The organism is Stutzerimonas tianxiuensis, from assembly GCF_053470365.1.
Window position 1 is genome coordinate 94,142 of record NZ_JBPVWS010000011.1, and the last position, 26,647, is coordinate 120,788.

A 26,647-nucleotide genomic window follows, 5' to 3' on the forward strand; every position below is an offset into this window, starting at 1 on the left:
GGGTGACCGGCTGCATTAGCGTAGACGGTCACGCTCGCGCGCGTTTGGTCTCGACATGCTGGTCGACCGAACCCACCCACTCCGCCGCGAAATAAGCCGCCACAACGCTGCGGTTTGTACATGCGGGTTGCGGTTTCGCGCGTTGCGCAATGTTGCTGTTGCATCTGAAGGCAACAACCGGCATCGCCTGATTATGCTAATGCGAACGATTTGTGTTTGATATAGCGTTAAGCTTGTCTTAGGATGCAGCCCGCCTGACTAACCGAGCGTGCCGCAATCCGATGAAAGTTGCCGTCCAGACGAGGATCGCCGTTCACCTAGCGATGCTGATCAACATGCTGTCCATTGGCAGCCTGATGATGGTCATGCCGCTGGGGCCGGACCTCGTGCGCGAGCTCGGCATGCAGGCTAGTCACATCGGCTACATCAGCGGCGGCGCCACCTTGGCTGCCGCGTTGAGCGGATTCGTCAGTGCACCCTGGTTGGATCATTTCGACCGTAAGCGTGCACTGGTCGCCCTCATCGTTTTGCGCTTTCTCCTGCTGCTCAGTTGTGCCTGGGTGACCGGGCCCAACCAACTAATTGCGATTTTCGTGTTGTCCGGTCTGGTGGCGGGACCGATGGGCGCAATCCTGATGGCCACCATGCTCGACCTGATACCGCCCGCAGAACGCGGCCGTCAGCTCGCCTACGTTGGAATGGGATTTTCACTTGCTGCGATCCTGATCATTCCATTGGCCTTGGAATGCTCGATTCGCTTGGACTGGACCGCTCCTTTCTTACTGTTGGGCGGCACTGGGCTGCTGCTGGCATTACTGTGCCAGTTGTTGCTTCCCAAACCCGTGACCATTGAGCGCCCGAAAGCCTCGGTCAAATCGCTGCTGGCTTCGCGCCTCTGCCTGGCCGCGCTCGGCATCACATCGTTACAGATGTTCGGGCACTTCCTGTTGGTGCCCCACTTCGCCACTTACTTCGAATTCAACCTGAATTTTCCCCGCGCGCATCTCGGGCTGCTGTATCTGCTCGGCGGTGTGGCCAGCCTTGCGGCCATGAGGATCGGCGGCGCCTGGATTGATCGCGGCAGCGCCGTAACAGTGGTGCTTGTCAGCAGTGGCTGCCTCTCGCTGGTGACGCTGCTTGGGTTCGCCGCCCCGGTTGGCATGTCCCTTTACGTCATCTTCACGCTGTTCATGGCGCTGAGTGCCGTGCGCACCAACAGCAGCATGACCATTGCCGCCGGCGTTCCCCATGCTCACCAACGCGCAGCGTTCATGGCCTTTCAGGGAACGGTTTCGAACATCGCAGCGGGACTCGGCAGTCTGTTTTCAGCGCGCTACCTGAGCGAAGGCCCTCAACACCAGGTGATCGGCTTCGAACAGCTAGCAGCCTTCTACGCCTTAGCGGGCGTCGTGGCCGGTCTCGGCGTGCTTTACCTGCTTCATGGCATCAGACAGCGCGACATGAGCCCGACCTCAACCAAACAACAGGCGGGCTAACCCGCCGCGGATACGTGATCAGTCCTTTCGACCCTCGAGCAGCAACGGAGCATGCTATGTCTATCGCACTAAACCGGGGTATCAGCCGTCCCCGTCACCTATCCCTGACCATTCTGGCCAGCCTTATGCCGCTTGCCGCCCTCGCGGCCGAGCCTGTTGCCCTGGAACAGCAAGTCATCACCGCCACGCAGACCTCGCACAGCGAACTCAGTGCGCCGGCCAGCGTATCGGTCGTTACCCGCGAAGAGCTTGAGCAGCGTCCGGTGTACAACCTGGCCGATGCGGTGAAGTACCTGCCGGGCGTCCATCTCAACCCGTCGTCTACCTACGGGCGGCAGGAAATCAAGCTGCGCGGAATGGACTCGGACTACACCCTGTTGCTGGTCAACGGCCGCCGGATCAATTCACGCGATGCGCTGTCCTCCAACTATGCCAACGACTTCGATCTGTCCTCGATCCCGATGGCGGCTATCGAGCGCATCGAAGTGATTCGCGGCCCGATGTCATCGTTGTACGGTGCTGATGCGCTGGGCGGCGTGGTCAACGTGATCCTGCGTCAGCCCACCGAAGAGACCAAGGCCGGTATCGCCTACACCTACGAACACCCCACCGAGGGCGAATCGGGCGACAGCCATAAGGCTAGCGGTTACATCAGCGGCTCGCTGATCGAGAACAAGCTACTCGGCAATCTCATTCTTGAAACAACCGACCAGGCCGCCTGGCTCAGCGAACAAACGGTCAACCCCAATACCGATGCAGCCGAACAGCGCCAGGCCACCAGCGCATACGGCTCCCTCAGTTGGTTGCTGGACGAACGTCAGACGGTTGACCTGGATATCACCCACCGCAAGGATGACCGCGAAGCCGAGTGGAATAACTTCGGTGCGGTCGTTCAAAACATTCAGGAGATGGAGCGCTGGAGCTTTGGCCTCGGCCATACCGGCAACTGGGACGGATTCAACACACGGGTTCGTTATTACTACGAAAACGTGGAGTTGATGGACGACTCGCAGATCATGACCAACCTGCGCGGCATGAAAGGCGACATCGAGCAGAAGAACCACACAGTCGACGGCCAGGTGACCGCATTTCTCGGCAACCACCTGCTTACCCTCGGCAGTGAATTGCGCCGTACCGAGCTGGCACACAACCAGAACCTGGGCAGCGAAACCGAGGTCGATCAGAAGGCTGTCTACCTGCAAGACGAATTTTCTATCGGTGATCTGGACGTGACCCTGGGTGGACGCCTCGATGACCATGACAGCTTCGGCAGCGAATTTAGCCCTCGCGCCTACGGCGTGTACAACCTCACCGACAACTGGGTAATCAAAGGCGGCGTGGGTCGTTCGTTCAAGGCACCAAGCATTTATCAGTCTGACGAAACCTATGGCGTCTTGGCCTGCCGTGGCATGTGTACGCTGGTCGGCAACCCAAACCTCAAGCCCGAGACAGCAACCAGCTACGAGATCGGTACGCTCTACCAGAACGAGCGCGTTGAGGCCGGCATCATGCTGTTCAACAACGATATCGACGACATGATCATCACCGACACCTGGCGTGTTGGCTACCGACCTGCCGTGATGACCTATAGCAACGTCAGCAAGGCGCGTGTTCAGGGCTACGAGTTGCAAGGTCGTTATAACCTGAGCGATACCATGGGACTGCGGGCGAACTACACCTATTCGGATGCAGAGGATCGAGATACCGACGAACAGCTGCGCAACAGCCCGCAGCATGTCGCCAACATCGGCTTCGACTGGCAGGCCATGCCGGATTTGGGGCTGAATCTGGATTACCAGTACACCGGTAGCCAACTCCTCTACGTCTCGGCAGCCCAGCCAAACGTTGAAAGCGGTGCGTTCCATCAGCTGAATATTGGTGCGAGGTATCAGGCCACCCGCGAGCTTTCCTTGAAAGCCGGCATGAACAACCTGACCAACGAGAAGCGCGACGATGTCGCCCAGTCGGTCGACAACATCCTCATGGGCCGCACGGTGTTCGTTGGCTTCAGTTACGACATCTAACCCCCGCTACACCCCGGCAGCTCGCTGCCGGGTTCAGGAATTTGCTTAAAACCAATGACACGAACTGACGCGACTTTCCCCGGCTACCAGCAAGCTGTCCTCGTTATGGGTGGCGCGCTTCTGATGAGTTTGCTGGTGATCTCGATGAGCACCGGCGCCGGAGTCTACGGCGCGGTGGACGTGCTGCACTTTCTGCTCGGAGACCAACTCGCCGTGGCGGATGAAAAGCTCGCCATGGTCGTACAAACACTGCGTTTGCCACGCACGCTGGCAGCGCTTGTTGTTGGTGGAAGTCTCGCCATTGCCGCCTCGCTGTTGCAAAGCGCGACACGTAATCCGCTGGCCGAACCCGGCTTGCTCGGCGTGAATGCTGGTGCAGTACTGGGTCTGGTCATCGGCCTCATTTTCTACGGCGTCGAATCGACACGGGGCTACCTGCTCTGGTCCGGTGCCGGTGCCCTGCTGGGCAATCTTGTGGTACTCGGCATCGGCCTCATGTTGGGCCAGGCCAGCCCGCTGAAACTCATTTTGGCTGGCGTGGCGCTGGCTGCGATATTCGGCGGCCTTTCGAATTTCATGCTGCTGTCGACACGGGTGGCGCTGGAGCAGTTTCGGTTCTGGAATCTGGGTTCCCTCTCGGCCACCCGGCTCGATGCGGTGGGCACCGTCACGCCCGTCGCGCTGATAGGCCTTGCGCTTGCTGGGCTGCTGTGCCGACAACTGACCCTGATGCAGATGGGTGACAGCCAAGCCCGGGCCTTGGGTATTCACACTACGTGGGTGCGACTGGGCGTACTGGTCGCGTCGACCTTGCTTACGGCCTGTGCGATCTCGTTAGCCGGACCCGTTGGCTTCGTGGGGTTCTTGGCTGCGTATTGCGCTCGCTTGATCGAGCCGGTCGCCCTGCTACGACAGCTGCTGTTCTCAACGCTGTTCGGCATGCTGTTTTTGCTGGCAGCTGACGTTCTGGCCCGCTGGCTGTTGCAGCCCTTCGAGCTGCCCGTCGGGACCTTGCTGGCCGCGCTTGGCGCGCCGGCGCTGATCGCTATCGTCTTGCGCGGTGGCTTCCGCTCTCTGTTGGCGGTGAGGTAAGAATGGAATCAACCACTCCCAGTGGCGTATGGGCCCTGCGCATCGGCGGCCTGAGCCTGCTACTGCATCGCCGCAACTGGCTGATGTGTGGCCTGCTGACCCTGTTGCTTGCCGTACTGGCTACGCTGGCGATCAGTCTGGGCTCCGGCAAGATGGGCCTACAAGATGTGATCGCCACCCTGCTCGGCGATGGCAGCAAGCTGCACGAGATCATGGTGTTCAAGATCCGTATGCCGCGGGTGGCAGCCGCCATCGTTGCCGGCCTCGCCATGGGCATGGCGGGCTGCCTGATACAGACACTGGTGCGCAATCGTCTGGCGACACCAGACATGATCGGTGTGAACGAAGGCGCCTCCCTCGCAGTAGTGGGTTTTTCACTGTACCTGACGCTAGGTAGCTGGCCCTGGTGGGCTTCACCGCTGGGCGCGGTACTGGCCGCTGTGGCGTTGTTCACCCTGTGTCGGCGCCCCGGTGAGCAAGGCTATCTGTTCATTGTCATTGGTATCGCGCTGTCGGAGCTACTCGGGGCGATCGGTGACTTCGCCATGTCCACTCAACCGCTGGTGCACCTGGGCAGTCTCTATCTCTGGACCATGGGGCACTTCGCTGGCGTCAGCTACCAGACCGTCAACCCAATCGCCATGGTGCTGCTCGCGCTGTGTCCGCTGATGGCCTTGGTCAACCGCCCCCTGGCCTTGCTGCGTTTTGGCGACGCCACTGCACAGAACCTGGGCATCCGCGTGCCGCTGGTGCAGCTCGGTGTGTTGGGCCTGGCCATTCTAGTGGCCTCGCTGGGTACAGCGATTGGCGGGCCAGTGGTGTTTATCGCCATGGCAGCCCCCATTCTGGCGTCGTGGCTGGCGCGCGATAACCTAGCCCCACTTTGGCTATCGGCTCTTTGCGGAGCGGTCCTGCTGTTGGGCAGTGACACCCTGGTTCGGGTACTGGCGCAGCCGGCAGAGATCCCCACCGGCATCATGACACGGCTACTTGGCGGCATCCTGCTGCTGGCATTGCTGCTCAAGGACAGACGAGGAGCTGACTGATGACGGTACTGAGCGTCGAACACCTTCATTTCGCCTATCAGGACAAGGTGGTCCTGGACGACCTCACTTTCTCGCTGCCCAAGAGCCGGTTGATCGGAATCGTCGGGCCCAACGGCAGCGGCAAATCCACCCTGCTCAAGCTATTGGCGCGTCAGCTTCCGTTGCAACGTGGCGAAATCCACGTGCACGGGCAGTCGCTTTCCCGTTACTCGATGAAAAGCCTCGCTCGTCAGCTGGCGTTTCTCCCCCAGCGCCCCGTGATGGCCGAAGGAATTCGTGTCGAGCAGTTGGTGCAGTACGGCCGGCATCCGCATCAAGGCTGGTTCAACCAGTGGACTGATGAGGATGCGCACCAGGTCGCCCGCGCACGTACCGCCATGCAGCTCGACGCCATCTGGCATCGCCAGGCTTCCTCGCTCTCCGGCGGACAGGCGCAGCGAGCGTGGCTAGCCATGATCCTGGCGCAGAACACCGATCTGATTCTGCTCGACGAGCCGACCAGCGCACTGGATATCGGCCACCAGGCCGAAGTCATGGAAGCAGTCCACCGAATCGCAGCCGAGGGCCGCACGGTACTGATCGTCATCCATGACCTCGGTATCGCCGCGCGCTATTGCGACGACCTGATTGCGCTCGCCGACGGGCAGATTCAGACCATGGGGCCAGCACGCGAGGTGATGACCAAAGCGCTGGTGGACCGCCTTTATCAGACAGAGGTGGACATTCTGCCTGCGCCTGGTGACGGCGCCCCGGTGATCGTTCCACGTCGCCGTTCGCTCGCAGCGTCTGCGCATCCCTCCTCAGCACCATCAGCCACCCACACCCCAGCGGTGCTCGAACCCGTTGAAAAGGACACGACCCAATGATCAAACGAACCCCCTGGCATTTCACCATTGCACTTTTAGCGGGGCTGATGACCCTCAGTGCGCAAGCCGCCACCCGTGAGGTGGAAGATGCGTTCGGCAATACCGTCACCGTGCCAGCCATGCCTGAGCGGGTTGTCACGCTTAACGAGATCGATCTGGATACGGCACTGACGCTGGGTGTGACACCGATAGGCACCGTCAACGGTCGCGGCCAGGCTGCACCGCCGCGTTATCTGGAAGGCAAGGTGCCGTCCAGCATCAAGGTCGTCGGAGACCTGGACAACCCCAACCTGGAAACGCTTCTGGAGCTAGAGCCGGACCTGATCCTCACCGGGCCGGTCAAGCCAGAGCAGTTGGCGATCCTCAACGAAATCGCGCCCACGGTCGTGACTTTCAAATGGGCGGAACCTTGGCGAGCCAGCATGCAGCGAACGGCGCACGTCCTGAACAAGGATGCTGAAGCCAAGGCCTTTCTGGACCGATACGAAACGCGGATAGCCGAAGCACGTGAGAATCTGAAGGATCATCAAGGCCAGACGTTCAGCATTGTTCGCTGGAATCCTAAGGGTCCGTCCTACATGTTCAAAGACGCCTTCTCCAGCACCGTCGTTGAAGATGTTGGCCTGGTACGCCCAGCTCACCAGCAGGATCCCGGCCATACCCATTCCATGGCGCTCAGCCTTGAATCGCTTGAACTGCTGGATGCGGACTGGCTGGTGATCGGTACGCTGGCTACCAGCGGTGAAGCGGTCGAGGCGCTCCGCCAGGCGGAAGAAACTCCGGCCTTCCGTCAGCTTTCCGCGATTCAGGCCAAGCGTTTCGCCGCCGTTGATGGATCCTTGTGGACCTCCCTGGGTGGGCCGATGGCCGCTCTGCAGGTTATCGAAGATGTAGAGTCCATCGTCGGCAAAAAGAACGCCGAGCCAGTCGCAAAAAACTGACGTAGATACACCCCGTGGCCGCTTGGCCACGGGGTAGAGCTTACCAATCAGGCCGGTTCGGGCAGACGCTTGCGGTCGATCTTGCCGCTCGGTGTTTTCGGCAGTGACTCCAACAGGACGATGCGACTCGGAATCATGTAGTGCGGCAGGATCAGGTGCAGTGCTCGGCGAATCTGAACCCGACCGGGCGCACCTTCGCCACGTGTCTCCACATAACCGACCAGGCACGCCTCGTCCCCTTCACCCAGCAACCGCACCGCAGCATCCTGCACGCCATCGATGCGCCGCAGATTGGCTTCGATTTCTCCAAGTTCGATTCGAAAGCCGCGCAGCTTGATCTGATCGTCACGACGTCCGAGATACTGGAATTCATCATCAGCGATGCGGCGAACCCGATCCCCGGTACGGTATAGACGACGCCCTTGCCAGCTGATGAAGGCCTGCTCGCTCAGGTCGCTGCGTTGCCAGTAGCCCTGTGCCAGAGACACCCCTTCGATACACAGATCACCCTCGCCGCCCGGCCCGACTTCGTTGCCGCTTTCGTCGAGTACCCAGTGGCGGTAGCCGTCGAGTGACTGGCTGAGCCGGACGCTGTGGCCGGCCAATGGCTGTTCGACCTGCGCCATCATTGACCAGACTGTCGCCTCGGTGGGGCCATAGCAGTTCCAGAGCTGCCCCGCCGTTTCACTGAGCTGCGCCGCAAGCGTAGCGTCCAAGGCTTCACCACCACAGAGCGCGACCAGCCCTTGACGACCTTGCCATCCCGCTTTGAGCAGCATTCGCCAGAACGCGGGTGTTGCCTGCAGGGTGTTCAGGTCCGGCCGGCTATCGAGCAATTGCAGCAGGGCTACCGGGTCCTTGTGAGCTGGCGCGCAGACCACTTCGACATAGCCGCCGATCCACAGCGGCCCGAGCATCTCAAGCAGAGAAATATCGAAGGCCGGCGTGGTGGTAAACAACCAACGCGTGTCAGGGCCAACCCCGACACGACGCGTCGCTGCGTCGAGAAAGTTGCTTAACGCCGCCCGGCCAATCACGACGCCCTTAGGTTTTCCGGTGGAGCCGGAGGTGAACATCATGTAGGCAGGCAACCCGTCATCAAGATCCGGCGGCTCCGGCATCTCTGCCAGGTCGGGCCTCAGGCGCAACGAAGGTGTCAGCGAGCGCGACGGCTGCTCATCCTGAACGACGAAGAGCACGCGCGCGTCGTCGGCGATGCCTTGCAGACGGTCAAGGGGAAACTCAGGCTCGAGGGGCACAAAGCACAGGCCTTCATGCAGGCACGCAAGGAGCGCAGCGATCAGATCCGGGCCTCGAGCGAGGTGCAGCCCGACGCGATCACCTGCAGTCAGGCCCGCCTCGCGCAATTGCAAGACAATGGCCGCAACCCGAGACTGCAACTCGACATAGCTGAAGCTGACGCCGAGGCATCCAAGCGCTGGCCGCTCGGCGTGGCGGACAAAGACGTGCGCGAGATGCGCGTTCAGTGACGTCATAGCAGCTCACCCCCACGTGCAGCCAGGCTTTGCAGATTCGCCCGCAACAACTGCAACAAGCGGGTTCCCAGGTCCGAGCGCAAACTGCCGATCTGCCGTAATGTCAGCAGGCCGTCAAATACGCCACCATGCAGGCTGATCAGTTCTGCTGACAGGTTGCCTGCACCGCTCGGGTTGCCCGCCGGCAGTGGCAATGCCTGCCACTGCCCCGCCCCGCTCTGGTAACTGCCAAGGTAATTCAGCGCGACGGCGGGCAACGGCAGACTCTCGCGAAGCGCCGGGTTGCTGCGCAGCGGCAAGTAGCCAACACCCTTGTCCGGCACCTGGCGCAACTGGTCGGCGGCATGCAGAACCAACGCTGGCCAATCCGCCTGGTTGTGCACCCTTACCGGGAACATACTGGTGAACCAGCCCACCGTGCGGCTCACGTCCAGCCCGGCATCGATGGGTTCGCGGCCGTGGCCTTCCAGCATGATGCACTGCTGCTCACCGAGACCTAGCTCCACCAGCGTGCGGGTCAGCGCAGCCAGCAGTAACTCCCGAACGTCGACGTTAAATCGTTTGGTCGTGTTCTGAGTCAATCGCCGGGTGGCGGCTTCGTCCAGCTGCAACAGTTGCGGTTCGGACTGCTCGCTGGAGGACCAATCGAGAGGGAACCTTTGATTTCCAGACGCCTCACCCATGGCACCGACCTGCTCGCGCCAGTACGGCAGCTGCGCTTCGGCACGCACTGCATAGGCACCGAGCCCCTCGCCCCATTGTCGGTAGCTGCTGGTCTTGTCCGGCAACGCATCGCCGCGGGCCAATCGCTGCAGGTCTTCAATCAGAATGCGCCACGACACCGCATCGATGACCATATGGTGAAAGGCGATGAACAGCCCTCGCTGGCCGTTCGGCAAGTTCTCGATAACGGCCCACGCGAGCGTTCGAGCGCTCGCTGCATCAAAGCGAGATTGCAGTTCAGTCAGCGCGTGCTGTAATCCCGACTCGCCCAGCTCTGCCGCATCCAGCCATGCAGGCTCGGGCAACGGCAAAAATTCGCGGTAACACTGGCCCGACGGCATAACTACCAGCCGAAGCGCATCGTGCTGAGCTAACAATTGCCGCATGTAATCCATAAGCTGGAGCTGACTCACCTCGGTCGGCAGACTCAGCACTACACCCTGGTTCCAATGCTGGGGTTGAGCGAACGGCTGGTCGAGAAACCACTGCTGGATCGGCTGCAGAGGGAAATCGCCAGTGAGAAGACCCTGCTCGGCGCGGATCATCTGGGTCTCGCGAGGTTTCTCGAGCACCCGGCACAGCCGCCGAACGGTCTTCGCTTCGAATACTTCCTTTACGCTGCAGGGATAACCGGCATCGCGCAGGCGTGTGGCCAGTTGAATGCTCAGGATCGAATCGCCCCCCAACCGGAAGAAATCACTTTCAACGCCCAGCGGCTGCTCCAGCACACCCTGCCAAATCTCGAGCACCTGTCGTTCCAGATCGCCAGCAGGCGGTACCATCTGTTCGGCATCGCCCAGTTCAACCGTTGGCAGCAGCCCCTGATCCAGCTTGCCGTTGGGTGTAAGTGGCATTTTGTCGAGAATGATCAGACGCTTGGGCACCATATATTCAGGCAGTCGGTTGGCCGCTGCCTGCAACACTGCGTCTGGCTCGGGTGTCGCTTCGCCAGCGGTTACCGTGGCGTAGGCGACCAGCGCCTGACGCGAATCCTGACCGGCGACGATAACCTTTACTTCCTGCAGGCCAGCGCAGCTGGCCTGTAACTGGGCTTCGATTTCGCCCGGTTCGATGCGATAGCCGCGCAGTTTGATCTGCGCATCCAGACGACCCAGGTACTCGTACTCACCACTCGTCAACAGCCGTGCGCGGTCCCCGGTGTGGTACAGCCGCAGCTTCACCCCGGCGATATCATGCTCACGGAACGCCTCTGCTGTGCGCTCCGGCTGGTTGAGGTAACCACGAGCCAGCCCCAGCCCCGCAAGACAGAGCTCCCCCGGAACCCCTGTCGGACATACAGCGCCATGCCGATCCAGAATCACAGCCTGCATCCCGTCTATAGGCCGGCCGATGGTCAGGCGAGTGCCTGTAGCGAGCGTCTTCGTCAGCGCCGTAACGGTGGCTTCTGTCGGGCCATACATGTCGATCAGGCGGAACTGACTTGCCCAACGCTGCGGAATCGCAGACGGGCACGCCTCCCCGCCAAACCCCACCGCTTTCATGGCCGGCAATGGGCGCTCCGGCAGTGTCGCGAGCAGCGCTGTGGGGAAGATCATCTGTGTGGTTTCGGTGCGTTCGATCTCGTCCAGCAGGCCCTCGCCGGGGTCCGCCCAGAGCAGGCACGCACCGTGAACCAACGGCACCAGCGCACACATGTTGCCCGCATCGAACGACAACGACATGCAGTCCAGCATTCGATCACCCGGAGCGACATCAAGCCGGCGACCATGATCGAGCAACAGGTTGACCAGCGATCCATGTTCGATCATCACGCCCTTCGGCATGCCGGTCGAACCGGAGGTGTAAATCACCTGAGCAAGTTGCTGCGGGTCATGCTCGTGCGGCGGCGCGGTTGGCGGCTGCGCATCCAGCTGCGCCTGAATTTCCTGGCTGGCCAGATCCACCCAACGCTGGGTCGGCTCCAGTTTGAATGGCGCTGATCCCTGCCCGATGACCAGCTCCACGTTAGCGTCCCGCATGATGTAGCTAAGGCGCTGCTGGGGATAGCTCGGGTCCAATGGGACATAGGCCGCACCGACTTTCCAGCAGGCAAGTAACGCGACCGCAAAGGCGTTTTCACGCCGCGCAAGAACGCCAAGCAGATCGCCCGGCGCGCTGCCCTGAGCCTGCAACCAGTGGGCAAGCCGGTTGGCACGGGCGTCCAACTCCGCATAACTGACATAGCCTTCCCCCTGCTGCAGCGCGGGACGATTTGGATGTAGCCGAGCCATCTCGCTGAACATTGAAAGCGCGGTCAGTCTTTCGGGAAAAGTCGCGGGCAATGCCGACAGACGCTCAGCGGTCTGCTCCAGCAATAAAGGATCGTGCATGGGCAGCTGCCAGATGTCCTGCTCCGGTGCATCGACCACAGCCTTCAACAGATTCAGCAGGCGACTCGCATAGCCTTCGATGCTGCTGCGGTCGAACAGCGCCGTCGCGTAAAGCCAGTCGACTCGTACCGAATCCACAAGCTCGGTGACCTTGACTGAAATATCGGTCTTGGCAGGCAGTACCGGCGAGGTCTCCTCAACCGCGTCACAGCCGGGGATCAGGTCATTGAAGTCGACCCGTGCCTGATACACCAACATGATCTGGAAGATCGGGTTGATTGCAGTGTGGCGGTCCATGCCCAATGCTTCGCTCAGCGCCTCGAACCGATAGAGCTGGTGATCGAACGCCTCGAGGTCGTCGGTGCGGCACTGTTGCAAATAGTCGACAAACCTTTGCTGCTCGGGAAGCTGAGTGCGCAACACCAGCGTGTTAACGAAGAAACCTACCAAAGGCTCGATATCCGCCCGCTCGCGGTACGCCAATGGGGTGCCAACGACAATGTCGCGCTCACCTGAATGGCGTGCCAGCAGCAGCGCGAACAGCGCATGCAAGCCAATGAAAGGGGAAGTGTTGTGTTGCTGACACAGACCCTTGAAGCGCCCCCAGAGCGTATTGTCGATGGTCGAGAACACCACCTCGCCACCGCTGGCGGGTTGGGCGGGCCGAGCTTTGTCTAGCGGTAGGCTGTGTACCTCGGGGATGCCCGCCAGGCGTTCGACCCAGAACGGCTTGAACTGCTCGTGATAGTCACGGAACAGGGGCGAGTTGAACCAGAGTGCGTAATCGATGTAGGTCAGTGCGGGCTCGTCCCAGCGGGCTCGTCCCAGCGAGCTGGCCCCTGCAAAGCTACCTGCGTTGGCAATACGTCGTTAAACACAGCCTCAGAATGCTCATTTACCGAACGTAAACTCCGCTTCTTCGGCTGTGTTTGCCTCGTCTTGCCTGCCTCGCCTACGTTTTGCAACGACCAGTTAAGCGGCTCGCGATTCTGGTAAGCGAGAAAAGCGGTCTTGAGGTCCGCGAACATGTTCTTCACCGACCAGCCATCCGAGATAATGTGGTGCTGGTTGATCATCAACACATGCTCACGCTCGCCCAGCTCCAGCAGCGTGACGCGCGTCAGTTGCCCACTGGTGATGTCGAACGGACGCTCGATCTCTTCCCGCACGTGCTGCGCGACTCGGTCCTCACGCGCCAGCGGCTCGAGGTGGCTCAGATTCTCCCGCGCCAGATGGAACCCGGTATGCGGGAGTATCTCCTGCTCGCCTCGACCCTCGGCGCTGCGCTGGAAGCGCGTACGCAAACTGGCGTGACGAGCTATCAGCGCATCGAACGCGAACTCCAGCGCCGCCACATCCAGCTCGCCCGTCAGGCGGAAGAAGACGGGCATGTTGTACAGGTGAGAATCCTGCTCGTACTGCTCGATGAACCAGAGCCCGCTCTGGGAGGAAGACAGCGGACCTACGCTGAGATGTTGCGGCACGATCGGCTCAACGAACGCGCGTTGGGCCCTCAGGCACTCGATAATGGCGTCGCGGTTGTCACGAATCTGCTGCCCGAGCGAGGGGGTCATTGCCTCTTTGCTCGACTGCGAAACCAGCTGCTGCAGATCGTTGAGCGCAAGGTGCACCCCCTGCTGAGCCAAGCGCTTCAGCAGGCCTATTATGTTCTTTTGCATCTGCTACCTCTCGGAGTCTCAGGCCGCCAGAGTGGCGCCGCCGTCGACGACGATGTCCTGCAGGGTAATGTGGCTCGCCAGGTCCGACGCGAGGAACAGCACGGTGCGGGCGACCTCTTCTGGCGTGGCGATCTTGCGCAGCGGAATCCCCAGCTTGTACTGCTCAGGGAAGCCCACGATGGTCCGTTCCCGCGCGTCCTCGCTGTGCCACATGCCGCGCTGCATGGCGGTATCGGTAGACCCTGGCGAGACCAAGTTGCAGCGCACGCCGTGCTCGGCCAACTCCAGACCCGCGGTTCGGACCAGGCTGGTGAGTGCCGCCTTGGATGCGCTGTACGCAGCCATCTGCATGCGCGGAACGTGGGTCGCGTTGCTGCTCACCGCCACCACCGCTCCGCTGCCTTGCGCCTTGAACCGCGGGATAAGTTCGCGTAGCAGATAAAAAGGGCCGGACACGTTGACGCGCATCGAATCGTCCCAGTTGGCCATACTCAGCTCATCAATAGCCCCAAGCCGCAAGATGCCCGCGACGCTGGCGAAGACATCAACCCGCTGTTGCCCGTCCAGCAGCTCGTGGCACGCGTGGCGCACCGCGTCCGCGTCACCGACATCAAGCAGGTAAGTGGTGAAGCCGTAGTCACCTTCGGAAAAGGTGCGGTCGAAGCCAATGACTTGGCCACCCAGCCGCGCAAAGCCTTCAGCCACGGCGCGGCCGATCCCCTGTCCGGCTCCGGTAACCCAAATGCTGCGCCCGTTGAAGCTCATCTGCTCATTCATTTGCACGCCCCCTTTCACCAGACCATTTCCACGAGTTCTTCCCGTTGCTGCAGCCGGCTGTCCAAAAAGCTGCAGAAGTCCGCCAGCTGCGGGTGATCGAAGACATCGGAGACCTTCACTGCAGTGCCGAACTCCGCACCAAGTCGATTGACGATCTGGATGGTCTGCAATGACTGCCCTCCGAGCTCGAAGAAATTGTCGTCCGGTTGAATGCCGCTCACCCCGAGGATTTGCTGCCAGATAGCGCTGACGCGCCGCTGCGTCTCGTCGTTCAATACGCGTTCGGACGTGCCTTGCACGTAGGCCTGCTGAAGGCGCTTACGGTCGAGCTTGTTGCTACCGGTGCGGGGCAGGACGTCGAAATGACGGTAATCGGTCGGCACCATTGCTGCGGGTAGTACAGCGCTCAGCTCGCGCTTGATTGCTCGAACGTCGTCCTGCGGGCCAGCAAAAAACGCCACCAACCGACGCACCCCGGCATCGAGTTCCAGGCCCAGCACACACGCTTCGTCTATACCCGGTAGTGCCAGCATCCGGGCTTCGACCTCCCCCGGCTGGATGCGATAGCCGCTGATCTTGAATTCGTTGTCCAGTCGGCCTAGGTACACTAACTGCCCGTCTACCAGCCGCACGCGATCACCGGTGCGGTAGACCCGCATCGTCTCGTCGCCAATGCGAATATGGGCAAATGCTGGCGAGTCGCTGTTGAGGTAACCATTGGCCAGCTGCGGACCAAACAACACCAGCTCACCTTCCGATCCGGGGCGATTGCCTCGCTCCAGAACCAGCGCCTCGACACCTGCCAATGGTTGACCGATAGGCAGCCGTTCGCGATTGGGTTCGAGGCTTTGCAAATCACAGCTAGTCGCTACAACCGTGGTCTCGGTCGGGCCATAGGTATTGACCAGACGAACATCGTGCCGCCCGACGCGCTGCCAGGCCTGAAGCTGCTCGGGGTATACCGCTTCGCCACCTATGATTACCGTCTTGAGCGATGCTGGAATCTGCGCTTGACCACTGCGCAACGCCACAACCCACTCATTCCAAAAAGCCGTGGGCAGGTCGACTACGCTGATCGCCAGCTGCTCCAGCCCCTCTACAAACGAGGACATCGACTGCAACATTGGGTCGGTACGCAGCACCAATGTCGCCCCGGCCGACAAGCTGACGAAGACTTCTTCGATGCTCGCATCGAAGTTGAACGGTGCGAATTGCAGGACACGGTCGGCTGAATCGATGCCGTAGCGCTGCCGAGCCGCGTGAACGAAATGCGCCAATGCGCGATGGCTGACTTCGACCCCCTTCGGCGCACCTGTCGAACCGGAGGTAAACATCAAATAACAGCCCGCATCGTTGTTGCGCGGGCTGAACGTCCGGTTGGCCGAGGTCAGCAATCCGATCAGTTGGATCGGGCCTGAATGTATGTCCGCCAACCGATGCCGATAAGCTGCCTCAGTGATGACCAGAGCCAGGTCTGCCGTCTCGCAGATTAGCCTTTGTCGATCGGCGGGCTGCTCCGGGTCCAACGGCACATACACCGCACCGGCGAGCAAGACCCCCAACTGGGCGAGGATCGCCTGTGGCGACCGGCTCAGCATCACCCCGACGCGCTGGCCAGGCTCAATCCCCTCATCGACAAGCGCGGCAGCGACCATCTCGGCCCGAGCTTGCAGTTCGCCGTAACTCAGCGCCTGCTCATGCTGAACCAGCGCGATGCCCTCGGGCTGGGTCTGTGCCTGTAGGCGTATGGCATCTAACACGTTGCTCGGTTGCACATAGGACGCAGTGCACGGAGCCTTAATAACTTGCCAGGCTCGGCGAACTGCAAACAGCTCTTCGAGCAGCACAGCTCGTGGCTGCTGCGGCTCGGCCAGCCAGCATTCGAGCAGATCGAACAGTTCCTCCTGCAGGCCGCGCACTTGGTCGAGGCTGTAGCAGGCCGGATTGGCGTCGTAGTCGAGTATCGGCATACCGTCGGCGCCGATCTGGACTTCCAGCGTCAGATCCTCCACCGGCCCGGCACTCAAGTTCAGCGTTCGCGCCGGGCAGTTGCCGTAAGCCAGTGGACGGTCGAACGGCATGATGTTGATCAGAGGGCCAAACAGGCGCTGCTCTCCACCAACACGACCGAGGTCCCGACGCAGCGATTCGTAGCGGTAATGCTGATGTTTGCGGCTGCTCCGACGTAGCTTGCCGATGGTCTTGGCACTGACGATGAGATCAGCGTCGTCCGGCAGATCCAGGCACAAGGGCGCAATGTTCATCTGCATGCACGGCACATTGAATGATGCCGAGCCGATGCGATTCATCACCATCAGCCCCAGTACCTGGGAGCGCGCCCCGCTCACCTGCCTGAGATGAGCGGATATACCTGCTAGAAGGAGGTCCGGCCAGCCCACGCCGTGAGCTTCGGCAACCTGGTTGAGAGCCCGCCACAGGGGCTCCGTGAACGGGGCGCCATGACGAATGAACGACGCTGAAATGGGCGCACTGCGTTCGCTGAAGCTGGCCGGCTCCGGCATGCGTGACAAGGTCTCGAGCCAGTAACCGCGCGCAGCGGCGGTACGGCCCTGGGCGCCCCGCTCGGCGTCTTCCTTGAGCACATCTTCATATCGGCCAAACCCATTGGCGGGTGCTGGGTCACCGTTCAGTGCGGCGCCGTAGAGCTCAGCGATTCGCTGGTAAAGCAGGTTGGTGCCGTAACCATCCAAGGCAATGTGATGCACACAGCTGTAGAGAAAGTCGCGACTTCCTGCCTGTAGCAACACGAACCGGCACGGTAGTTCGCGTTCGAGATCGATCGGTACGCGAATGTCGCGCATGGCCCAATCACGGACCCAGTCTTCCGGATCCTCTGTCACCGGAACCTGGACCTGTTGCACAACAACTGGCAGTTCGCAGGGATTGAAAAATGCCGCGTCCTCATCCGCCACGAATACCCCGGATAGCGCCTCGCACTCCCGCACCGCCTGTTGCACCGCTGCAATCAGCGTCACTGCGTGAATCTTGCCGGCGAACGCTATGCATTCAGCGGTATTGAACATGGCGCGGTCTTCGTTGAGCAGGTAGCCGAACCAGAGCCCTTGCTGGGCAGTCCCGAGCGCTCTCATCGGGCACCTCCGTGTTCGCTGATCAGGGCCCACCAGCCGTTCAACGTCGGGGTCTTGGCCAGATCGGTGAAGCTCAGCTCAAGGCCCTGCTCGCGCCATTCGCTTAGCAGCGTCATGATCTGGATCGAATCCAGACCATAGTCGAGCAGGTTTTCGTCCGGATCGAAGGGCTCATCCATCTCGTCGAGTATCGACAGCAACCGGGCCTCTAGCCCTTCCCTGCTCGGTAATGCCCGGTTTACCGAGCCCAGTTCGAGCACTTCGCGGCAAGTCACTACCTTGCCGCATCGCGTCGCCACGTAGTTCAGGGCCATCTCGTGTTCGGCCGCCCCGAAATCAGCGATACCGTCCGCCAGCACGAAGGGTTGGATATCTCGCATGAAGGCATCACATGCGGTCATCAGGCAGCCGATATGGCCGTAGATGCCGCCGATGATCAGTTGGTCGCGGCCTAGCTCGTTCATCATGTGTTCCAGCGGTGAACGCTGGAAGGCGCTGTAGCGCCATTTCACTAAGACCGTGTCACCCTCCGCGGGAGCCAGGCCAGAGACGACCGTCTGACGCTCGGGATATTGGGTGATGCCCGGCCCCCACATATCGTTCAGCAGTGCCCGGTCCGCATCGGCTTGCTCGCCCGGCTGGGCGGTGTAGACCACTGGAATCCCCAGTGCTTTGCAGCGCTGGCGAACCTGTGCCAGACGGGAAACCAGTTGGTCGATGAAGGCGCTGTCCTGGCCCCAGAAATCACAGAAGTACGCTTGCATGTCGTGAATCAGCAGAACCGCGCGATTCGGTTCGAGCGACCACTGCACTTTGTTCACGCTCCATTCGCTGGGCAGGCGGTATGGCGTCAGAGTGGGAATTGCCATGAAACGAATCCTTATTCGGTAACGGTCAGTTGTTCAGCCACGCGGCGGCGCAGGCGGTTCTTGTCCACCTTGCCGACTGCGGTCATCGGGAGCGTGTCGATGTGCTCGAATCGGTCGGGAAGCTTGTATTCAGCAAGGCCGAGCCCACGCAGAAACTTGCGCAGCACTACTCCCTTGAGCGTTGCGTCGTGGGTGACGATGTAGGCGCAGCTCTTCTCGCCCATGGCCTCATCAGGCACCGAAACCAGCGCCGCCTGCGTTACGGCGGGATGCGCCATCAATAGGTTTTCCACTTCTTCGGCGGCGATCTTTTCGCCACCACGATTGATCTGATCCTTGATCCGGCCGACGACGACGATGTAGCCGTCATCCTGCTGACGGACGAGGTCACCGGAGCGATAGAACCCTTCGGCATCGAATGCGACGGCGTTGTGCTCAGGACTTTGGAAGTAACCGCGAATCGTGTACGGCCCGCGCGTCATCAGCGCCCCGACATCGCCGCCTGCAACGGGATGCCCCTCACGGTCTACGACCCTGACCTCATCAGCCGGACTCATCGGATGGCCCTGGGTCAAGTAGATGTGCTCATCGCTATCATCCAGTCGGGTGTAGTTGACCAATCCTTCAGCCATGCCGAAGACCTGTTGCAGCCTGCATCCCAATACCTGAGGGACACGCCTGGCCTGGGCCTCCGGCAGCTTGGCGCCGCCAACCTGAATCAACTGCAGCGAATCGAGCTCACCGTGCCTACCGCGTGCGGCCTGCAGCCACATGGCCAAGGCCGACGGCACTAGCGCGGTAACGTTGACCTGCTGCTGAGCGATCAAGGGAAAACAACTGGCCGGACCGGGATCCGGACTCAGCACAACACGGCCGCCAGCGAGAAACACGCCCAGCGCGCCGGGTGAGCTCAGCGGAAAGTTGTGCGCAGCAGGTAGTGCACAGAGATAACGGGTGTCGCGGTCGAACTGACAGATCTCGATGCTGCGCCGAACGCTGTAGAGATAATCGTCATGGGTGCGGGGAATCAGTTTTGGCGTGCCGGTGCTGCCACCGGATAGCTGAAAGAACGCCACTTCGCCGGCCGGTGTCGGTCGGAACGACCGCAATTCCTTGGCCGGTTCGAACCAGCTCTGCAGACATAGCTCTGGATGGGGGTCGTCATGCAGCAAGACGGTATCCAGGCCAGGAATAAGCTCCGTTAGCTCCTCGACAAACGTGTCACCTGCGAACAGTGAATGAGCCCTGCTGGCAATCAGCAGCCGCGGGCGGATTTGCTCGGCATAGGCCACCAGTTCCAGCCGGTTGTGACTGAACAGCGCGTTTACCGGGGCGATTCCAGCCTTGATCAGGGCGAAGAACACAACATACAGCTCGGCCTGATTACCCAACTGGACCAGCGCGCAGTCACCCTGCCCCAGGCCGCGGTTCGCCAGCCGCTGCGCCAGGTTAGTTGAAGCCCGGTCCAGGTCGGCATAGCTCAGCGAGCTGCTGCCGTCGATCACCGCAACGGTGTCCGGGTGGGTGCTGGCCTGCTCGACGAGCATCTGGCTCAGCGGTTCGCCACGCCAGTAGCCGGACAGGCGATAGCGCTCTGCGAATTCCTCAGGCCAGCGTGTAAACGGAACCAGGCTCATACCGCCTCCCGGTCAAGACCGAACGCCGCGAGCATGGTGCCAAGCTTGGTGCCGGTCTCACGCCATTCAGACTCGGGGCAGGATTCCGATACCAGCCCAGCCCCGGCAAACAGCCGAACTTTTCGCTCATCGATGACGCCACAGCGAATAACCACAGCCCATTCACCATTACCTGCCGCATCGCACCAGCCGACGATGCCGCCGAACACTCCCCGATCAAAGGGTTCGAGTTCTGCGATCAGCTGTTTGGCTGCTGCCGTAGGAAAGCCACAGAGCGCTGGGGTCGGGTGCAGCTGACACGCCAGCTTGAGGGCTGACACGGGCTCGGCAAGCTCACCTTCGATTCGCGTGGACAGGTGCCATAGCTTCGCAGTGCTCATGAGGGATGGTGCGTCGGGAATATGCAGTTCCCGGCATATAGGCCGTAACTGGCGCTCCATATCGCGGATCACCAAGCGGTGTTCGTGCTGGTCTTTTGCAGAATCAAGAAGACACTGCGCCGCGTATTCGTCGTCCGCCGGTTCGGCATGACGCCGGGCCGAGCCTGCCAAAGGGTTGGTTTCCAGACGTTGGCCGGTTTTGCGCAGTAGCAGCTCTGGACTGGCGCCGATCAGTACGCCACCGTCAGGCAGATCCGCGAAGAAGTGATACGCCTCGGGATTTTGCTGACGCAACCCCTGAAAGATCGTTGCCGCGCAGGGCGGTTCGTCGAACTCAAGCTGCAACAGACGGGACAGCACCGCTTTGTCGAGACGCCCGTTACGAAGCGCCGCGAGCGCTCGGGTAACGGCCTGCTGAAAACCGGCCTGGTTGGGCTGCTCGATGCACTGACGGGCATTGCCACAGCCAAACCCGCAGATTGATGTGGGCGGTGCCGTAGGAGGGAGATGGCTAATGTGTCGCGGAATGAACAAGCTTGAAGGTTGCTGTTTATCGAAGGGGATCACGCCGACCAGTACCGGGTTACTCAGCCCGGCCGCCTGGGCTTCGGCGAACCCACGCTGGACATCTCGCTCCAAGCACGGCCCGGCACCCTCCGCCGGCGTGTCTATCACTTTGAAACAACCGCTGGCTTCGATGCCCCCAGCCGGCGAATAGAATCGATACGACGGGGGGAATTTGTAACCTTCCCGAGGCCCGTCGTAGGCGACGCGAGTCAGTGCGTTCACCATCACCTCCGCAAATACTAATGAGATTGCTTATCATCTGCATGCGGCACGATAGTCAGCTAGACTGAATGCGTCAAATTGTTTCTAGGCGAGCTGAAGGGTGGCATTTAGCTAGCGGAACCGCCGCTGCGCCACCCGTGCAAATTGTTTGAATGGTTCGACAGAACGGTTGAGAGCGAGGGCTTCAGCTAGAAGATAGGCAGGGAGTTATTATTATCTTTAACGTTTCAAATCAGTAAGTTATAGAGTATTTTTAATATCGTTTATCTGATATTTATGCGGCTCGCATGCTCAGCAGGTAAGGCGAGACAAAAACCGATAATCGACATTAATTAAAACGCCTATCTAACTGATTCAAATGATAATAAACAGATTTATAGCGTTTCGGAGCCCTTCCGCTCCGTGCGCGCTGGATGCTGACTCAACTGACGCTTATCAGACTGTATCGAAGGGACTGACCCTCGACCTTGATCTCGGCTTCATCACCTTCCTCGCAGCCCAGCAGCGCCCTGCCCAGCGGCGAACGCGGGGAAATCACCAGTACTTCTTCGCCTTCAACCGTCACACTCAGCCCAGCGGCATCTGGCCCCAGGAACACCCAACGGCAACTGTCAGCGGACTCCAGCGAAACCAACGCGCCCAGGGTGATGGCTTCATTGCGATGCGATCGTACGGGCAGGTTTTGGTAGCTTGAGATCGCTGTCTCTATTTCGTGAACGCGCTTCCGTTGCCCATCGGCCAGGTAGGCGGCTTCCAATCCTCGGGTGTCGTACTTGTTCTCCGCTTTGCTTTCGGCGTGCGTCGCCGCCTCGTGTGAGGCCTTCAGTGCATCCTTTGCAACAGCCAGATCGGCCTGCAGCTTGTCGATTATCAGCGTCTGAAGATGGGTCTTGTTCATGCGGGCTCGGTCGATAGGGCGTCTGGCGCCTAGCATCGCATTGCTGCGTTCGTGGAGCCACGGCGGCGTCATTCGCTACAAGGCGAGACTGACTGGTCAGCCGTTTGGCTGGCCGATCCGTTAGAAGCACGGCACTATCGCCAGACATTTTGGGCAGTTTCATACGCCCGCCCTCGATTCATTCGATAGACACGTCGACCAGGAGCGAATCCGATGACACTGCGCGAAGCGCTAACCTTGGTAGCAATGGTGATAGGTCAACCGGCTTTCGCCGATGGCCAGCCGTTGACAGTCAAACTCAACAACCTCGAGCACGATCGCGGCACTGTTCGCGTGGCTTTGTTCTCCGACCCGAAGACATTCCGTAAAGCGGACCAGGCATTCGCCTCCAGCGAGTCGCCGGCCAAGGCCGGAACTGTCACTGTGCTGTTCGAAGACGTTCCTGCCGGTGATTACGCCGTGATGGCCTACCACGACGAAAACGCTAACGGCGAACTGGACCTCAGGTTTGGCATGTTTCCCACCGAAGGCTATGGCTTGTCCAACAACCCCAAGGTGATGGGCCCGCCGGCGTTCGAGGATAGCCGGTTCGATGTGCCAGGCGACAAGCCTCTGGAGATCGGCATCGACGTCCATTATTGAAGTTGAAGACGAGCCAATCAGCCTGTGAATAGACGGTTACTGCCTTCAGATCTCGAACCATGTGTTCCATGCTGCGTGAGGGGGTGCTTATGGCGCATCCAGCAGACAGCAAGCTACCAATGGTCGGGAGGGCAATGAACCGGAGCCAAAATTTCGATGTCCAGACAGAAGCGTCTGGATCAGGCAACCAAGTGATTTGTCGCCCCGCACGGGATATTTTTGAAAAAGAGGAAATTTGCCGCAGGCGACAGGGCAAGACGCTGCTTATACTGACCACCCATTCCAATCTGGAGCCACACCCGTGAATAAAGCCGAGTTGATTGAAGCGATCGCCGCCTCCGCCGATGTACCGAAGAGCACTGCCACTCGTGTGCTGGATGCCTTCACCGAAAGCGTGACCAACACCCTGCAGAACGGCGACAGCGTGACGCTCGTCGGCTTCGGCACCTTTGCTGTCAAAGAGCGCGCAGCCCGTGACGGCCGTAATCCGCAGACAGGTGCAACGATCAAGATCTCCGCAGCAAAGCTGCCAGGCTTCAAGCCAGGCAAGTCGCTGAAGGACGCAGTGAACTAAGTCACTGCATCCAGGAAACCGGGCCGCTGACGTCCTCGCGGACGCAGCGCCTGCTCGGACCCTCCCACCCTGCTCTATCCCCACCTGATTCCAACGCGTCGCTCCGGTCCAGGACCGCGCCTTATGAACTCCGCATCTGTAGAAACCGAATAAGTCGGCAGATTCGCCCCCCCTCCTGTACTCCAAATACCCAAACCACTATCAAGCGACACTGATCGGCTCGGCAAAACGTTCCGGCTGCCGGTTAACGCTTACGCCTATGCGCACCCGATCCCGATTAAACGCTCAGCGTTCGCTTCGCGTACGAAAACATGATCTGGGACCGGCTATATCCTGGTGCGGCCACAACGTGGCGACGCAGATTAGCGCCATAACTGAGCGGGCTCGGCGTGCCTGACGGCGCAGTGAAGCGCGCATTTCTTGGGATACGTCAGAACGACGGACATGGCTGCTGGCGAAGTCCGACTTCGCCCGGCCCCACCTGAGCTGCCGCCTATTCCAAATTGATGCTTCGAAAGGAAGCACGCGACGCGCGCATTGCACCATCAAGGCGCGCCAGAGCTGCCCGCCAGCGTGGCAATGGCCCAAACCAGGCGGCTCTGCGCTTGGCACCGCTCTTGCAAAACCACTTATGCCAGGAAGCTGCGGCCCAGGGACGAGACAAATTTAGAAATAGCCGACTAGGGTTCCGGCTCGCGTTGCGAGTGGCTGGTCCGAGAGTTGGCGACCTCCAGTGAGGTTACACGGCGGGATAAAAGCCCGGGAGACGGCGTTCGACACGCAGCTCCTTTGCTATGCCCACTCACTGGAGGCCCTTATATGCCACCGCTCGGATTCGACAAGACGACCGGCCCGCGGCAAGCCCCCCCAATCAAAAGGGGGTACTCCCCATGCGTCTGATCAATCGCGTTCCCGGCCGCACCGGCTGGACGCTGCTGGTAATCCTGCCCTTTGCCATCCTGCTGTTCACCTACCTGACCAGCTCTGCACAACGGCTTGAAACCAACCCCAACGACAAGCTCCTGCCCAGCTTCACGCAGATGTCCAGTGCAGTGGAACGCCTCGCGTTCACCCCGGACAAACGCAGCGGCGACTACCTGTTCTGGCAGGACACCGCGTCCAGTCTCAAACGCCTGGGTGTCGGCCTCGGCATTGCAGCGGTTGCCGGCTTGTGCCTCGGTGTTGCGGCTGGAACGCTGCCGCTGTTCAGCGCACCCCTGTCGCCGTTGCTGACGGTGCTGTCGATGGTTCCGCCGCTGGCAATCCTGCCGATTCTGTTCATCGTCTTTGGCCTCGGCGAGCTGTCCAAAGTCATGCTCATCGTTATTGGCGTCACCCCGGTTCTGGCGCGCGATCTGGAGCAGCGCGCTCGGGAGTTGCCGCCGGAGTTGCTGATAAAGGCACAGACGCTGGGTGCCAACACCTGGACGCTGATCCTGCGCGTGGTACTGCCGCAACTGCTGCCACGCCTGTTGATCGCGCTGCGCCTGGTGCTGGGTTCGGCCTGGCTGTTCCTGATCGCCGCCGAGGCCATCGCATCCACTGACGGTCTGGGTTACCGCATCTTTCTGGTTCGCCGTTATCTGGCAATGGACGTGATCCTGCCGTATGTGGCCTGGATCACCCTGCTCGCCTGGAGCATGGATTTCGGTCTGCGCAAGCTCACCCAGCTGGCCTTCCCCTGGTACGAAGGAGCCAAGGCATGAGCGATGTCATCCGCACGGTAGGCGAACAACCCGCCAAACCATTCATACGAGTCAATAACGTCTGGCAGGAATATGGCGATCAGGTGGTACTTGAACGCCTGAATCTGAGCGTCAATGAAGGTGAGTTCTGCACCCTGGTCGGCGCCTCCGGCTGCGGTAAATCCACTTTTCTACGCCTGTTGCTCGGCCAGGAACGACCCAGCCGGGGCGAAATCCTGCTCGACGATGCGCCCATTGCCGGTGAGCCGGACGTCAGCCGCGGCGTCGTATTTCAGCGTTATTCGGTGTTTCCGCATCTGTCGGTGCTGGACAACGTCGCCCTCGGCCTGGAGCTGCCCAGAGCCCCGCTACTGGGCAGGCTGTTCGGCCGCAGTAAGCGCGAAGCACGCGAGCAGGCCGAAGTGATCCTGCGCAAAGTGGGCCTTGGGCACTCGCTGGACAAGTACCCAGCGCAGCTCTCCGGCGGCATGCAGCAACGCCTAGCCATCGCCCAGGCACTGGTGATGAAGCCCCGCGTGCTGTTGCTGGACGAGCCGTTTGGCGCGCTTGATCCCGGTATTCGCAAGGACATGCACGAGCTGCTGCTGGAACTCTGGCGTGAAACCCGACTGACCGTGTTCATGGTCACCCACGACCTGTCCGAGGGCTTCACCCTCGGCACGCGCATTCTGGTGTTCGACAAGACCCGCCTTGATCCTCACGCCCCCGGCGCCTATGGCGCACGCGTCACCTACGACATCCCGCTGAACACCGATCGCCACGTTGCGCGCGCCTCTGCTGGCGACCTGCCGACGCACCTGGGCCATCTGCACACCGACAATCAAGGAGCCTGACATGAGTGCTTCACTCGCCATTCGCCCCACGCTGTACGAGGAACTCGTTCCTGGCGGCGGCCACACTTCTTTCATCCTCAAGCGCGGTCAGTTGCTGCGCCTGACCGATCTCGAAGGCGGCGCCAACGTCAGCCTGCTGATGTTTAACACGCATGAAAAAAGCGAGCGCCTCAACCTGCCGGACACCCTGAAGTGTCAGCACACCGCCAAACTCACCGCCGGCCACTGCCTCTATTCGGACATGGGCCGGGTCTTGGCCTGCATCACGGCTGACATCTGCGGCTGGCATGACAGTTTCGGTGGCGTACTGAACGCAGACGAAGTCGCCGAGAAATACGGCCAGGGTCGCTATCAGGAGCTGCGTAACGGCTTCTTCCGCAACGGCACAGACAACCTGCTGGTGGAAATGGGCAAGTGGAACCTGAACCTGCAGGATCTGTTGATGACCCTCAACCTGTTCAGCAAGGTCACCGTCGACGCCAATGGCAGCTTCGGCTTCGAGTCCGGCAACAGCAAAGCCGGCGACTATCTCGAGCTGTACGCGCCAATGGACGCGCTGGTAGTGCTCACCAGCTTGCAGCACCCAATGGACCCGAATCCCGAGTACGCGCCAAAACCCGTGCAGCTCAGCTGGCACCGTGTCGACAGCGACGGTATCAGCGTCCTTTGCCGCACATCGCGCCCGGAGAATGCCCGCGGCTTCCACAACACCGAACGACTCTACATCTGAGGGGGCGCC

20 protein-coding genes and 1 riboswitch are annotated in these 26,647 nt (G+C 60.7%); of the genes, 11 read left to right on the forward strand and 9 right to left on the reverse strand.

Annotated elements, in window-relative coordinates; genetic code table 11:
• Positions 1-281: 281 nt before the first annotated feature.
• Genes ACSSNI_RS15075 through ACSSNI_RS15100 form a run of 6 tightly spaced genes read left to right on the forward strand, consistent with a single transcriptional unit; the run spans position 282 to position 7,465 of the window.
• Positions 282-1,496: an MFS transporter gene (locus ACSSNI_RS15075; protein WP_200639639.1), complete on the forward strand. Its 1,215-nt coding sequence runs from the start codon at positions 282-284 to the stop codon at positions 1,494-1,496.
• Between the two features lie 56 nt (positions 1,497-1,552).
• Positions 1,553-3,520 carry a TonB-dependent receptor domain-containing protein gene (locus ACSSNI_RS15080; protein WP_200639638.1) on the forward strand — a complete coding sequence of 656 codons (1,968 nt, stop codon included), beginning with the start codon at positions 1,553-1,555 and terminating at the stop codon, positions 3,518-3,520.
• Positions 3,521-3,574: 54 nt separating this feature from the next.
• A complete protein-coding gene (locus ACSSNI_RS15085; RefSeq protein ID WP_200639636.1) occupies positions 3,575-4,612 on the forward strand; it encodes a FecCD family ABC transporter permease in 1,038 nt (345 codons plus the stop codon).
• 2 nt (positions 4,613-4,614) lie between these two features.
• Positions 4,615-5,658, forward strand: a complete 1,044-nt coding sequence (locus ACSSNI_RS15090; protein ID WP_200639635.1) for a FecCD family ABC transporter permease — start codon at positions 4,615-4,617, stop codon at positions 5,656-5,658.
• On the forward strand, positions 5,658-6,524 hold the full coding sequence (locus ACSSNI_RS15095) for an ABC transporter ATP-binding protein (protein WP_200639634.1): 867 nt from the start codon (positions 5,658-5,660) through the stop codon (positions 6,522-6,524). Before ACSSNI_RS15090 ends, ACSSNI_RS15095 begins: the two co-directional genes overlap by 1 nt.
• A complete protein-coding gene (locus ACSSNI_RS15100; RefSeq protein ID WP_200639633.1) occupies positions 6,521-7,465 on the forward strand; it encodes an ABC transporter substrate-binding protein in 945 nt (314 codons plus the stop codon). The genes ACSSNI_RS15095 and ACSSNI_RS15100 overlap by 4 nt, the downstream gene beginning before the upstream one ends.
• Positions 7,466-7,512: 47 nt before the next feature.
• On the opposite strand, the gene ACSSNI_RS15105 is transcribed toward ACSSNI_RS15100, so the two are convergent.
• From ACSSNI_RS15105 to ACSSNI_RS15145, 9 genes are all read right to left on the reverse strand, one after another.
• Complete coding sequence (locus tag ACSSNI_RS15105; RefSeq protein ID WP_200639631.1) at positions 7,513-8,961, reverse strand: amino acid adenylation domain-containing protein; 1,449 nt, start codon at positions 8,959-8,961, stop codon at positions 7,513-7,515.
• Positions 8,958-12,878 (reverse strand): amino acid adenylation domain-containing protein, encoded by a 3,921-nt coding sequence (locus ACSSNI_RS15110; RefSeq protein WP_448259601.1) that lies wholly within the window; start codon positions 12,876-12,878, stop codon positions 8,958-8,960. Before ACSSNI_RS15110 ends, ACSSNI_RS15105 begins: the two co-directional genes overlap by 4 nt.
• On the reverse strand, positions 12,809-13,693 hold the full coding sequence (locus ACSSNI_RS15115) for a condensation domain-containing protein (protein WP_325166590.1): 885 nt from the start codon (positions 13,691-13,693) through the stop codon (positions 12,809-12,811). The genes ACSSNI_RS15110 and ACSSNI_RS15115 overlap by 70 nt, the downstream gene beginning before the upstream one ends.
• Positions 13,694-13,711: 18 nt before the next feature.
• Positions 13,712-14,470, reverse strand: coding sequence for a 2,3-dihydro-2,3-dihydroxybenzoate dehydrogenase (gene dhbA, locus ACSSNI_RS15120; RefSeq protein WP_418952674.1), 759 nt, complete (start codon positions 14,468-14,470; stop codon positions 13,712-13,714).
• Between the two features lie 14 nt (positions 14,471-14,484).
• On the reverse strand, positions 14,485-17,580 hold the full coding sequence (locus tag ACSSNI_RS15125; RefSeq protein WP_200639627.1) for a non-ribosomal peptide synthetase: 3,096 nt from the start codon (positions 17,578-17,580) through the stop codon (positions 14,485-14,487).
• The gene (locus ACSSNI_RS15130) at positions 17,577-18,449 is read right to left on the reverse strand and encodes an isochorismatase family protein (RefSeq protein WP_200639626.1); all 873 of its coding nucleotides are present in this window, start codon (positions 18,447-18,449) and stop codon (positions 17,577-17,579) included. Before ACSSNI_RS15130 ends, ACSSNI_RS15125 begins: the two co-directional genes overlap by 4 nt.
• Positions 18,450-18,460: 11 nt before the next feature.
• A complete protein-coding gene (locus ACSSNI_RS15135; protein ID WP_200639625.1) occupies positions 18,461-20,086 on the reverse strand; it encodes a (2,3-dihydroxybenzoyl)adenylate synthase in 1,626 nt (541 codons plus the stop codon).
• Positions 20,083-21,255 carry an isochorismate synthase gene (locus ACSSNI_RS15140; protein WP_200639624.1) on the reverse strand — a complete coding sequence of 391 codons (1,173 nt, stop codon included), beginning with the start codon at positions 21,253-21,255 and terminating at the stop codon, positions 20,083-20,085. Before ACSSNI_RS15140 ends, ACSSNI_RS15135 begins: the two co-directional genes overlap by 4 nt.
• 421 nt (positions 21,256-21,676) lie before the next feature.
• A complete protein-coding gene (locus ACSSNI_RS15145; RefSeq protein ID WP_200639623.1) occupies positions 21,677-22,153 on the reverse strand; it encodes a GreA/GreB family elongation factor in 477 nt (158 codons plus the stop codon).
• A 213-nt stretch (positions 22,154-22,366) separates the two neighbouring features.
• Between ACSSNI_RS15145 and ACSSNI_RS15150 the strand changes: the two genes are divergently transcribed.
• From ACSSNI_RS15150 to ACSSNI_RS15170, 5 genes are all read left to right on the forward strand, one after another.
• Positions 22,367-22,795 (forward strand): DUF2141 domain-containing protein, encoded by a 429-nt coding sequence (locus tag ACSSNI_RS15150; RefSeq protein ID WP_200639622.1) that lies wholly within the window; start codon positions 22,367-22,369, stop codon positions 22,793-22,795.
• A 301-nt stretch (positions 22,796-23,096) separates the two neighbouring features.
• Positions 23,097-23,369 (forward strand): HU family DNA-binding protein, encoded by a 273-nt coding sequence (locus ACSSNI_RS15155; RefSeq protein ID WP_019339665.1) that lies wholly within the window; start codon positions 23,097-23,099, stop codon positions 23,367-23,369.
• A gap of 669 nt (positions 23,370-24,038) precedes the next feature.
• A riboswitch (guanidine-I (ykkC/yxkD leader) is annotated at positions 24,039-24,137 on the forward strand.
• A gap of 122 nt (positions 24,138-24,259) precedes the next feature.
• Positions 24,260-25,075, forward strand: a complete 816-nt coding sequence (locus ACSSNI_RS15160) for an ABC transporter permease (RefSeq protein WP_159967809.1) — start codon at positions 24,260-24,262, stop codon at positions 25,073-25,075.
• Entirely contained in the window at positions 25,072-25,908 is an 837-nt protein-coding gene (locus ACSSNI_RS15165) for an ABC transporter ATP-binding protein (protein WP_200639621.1), read from the forward strand. The genes ACSSNI_RS15160 and ACSSNI_RS15165 overlap by 4 nt, the downstream gene beginning before the upstream one ends.
• Before the next feature lies 1 nt (position 25,909).
• Positions 25,910-26,638 (forward strand): urea amidolyase associated protein UAAP1, encoded by a 729-nt coding sequence (locus ACSSNI_RS15170; protein WP_200639620.1) that lies wholly within the window; start codon positions 25,910-25,912, stop codon positions 26,636-26,638.
• Positions 26,639-26,647: the final 9 nt, after the last annotated feature.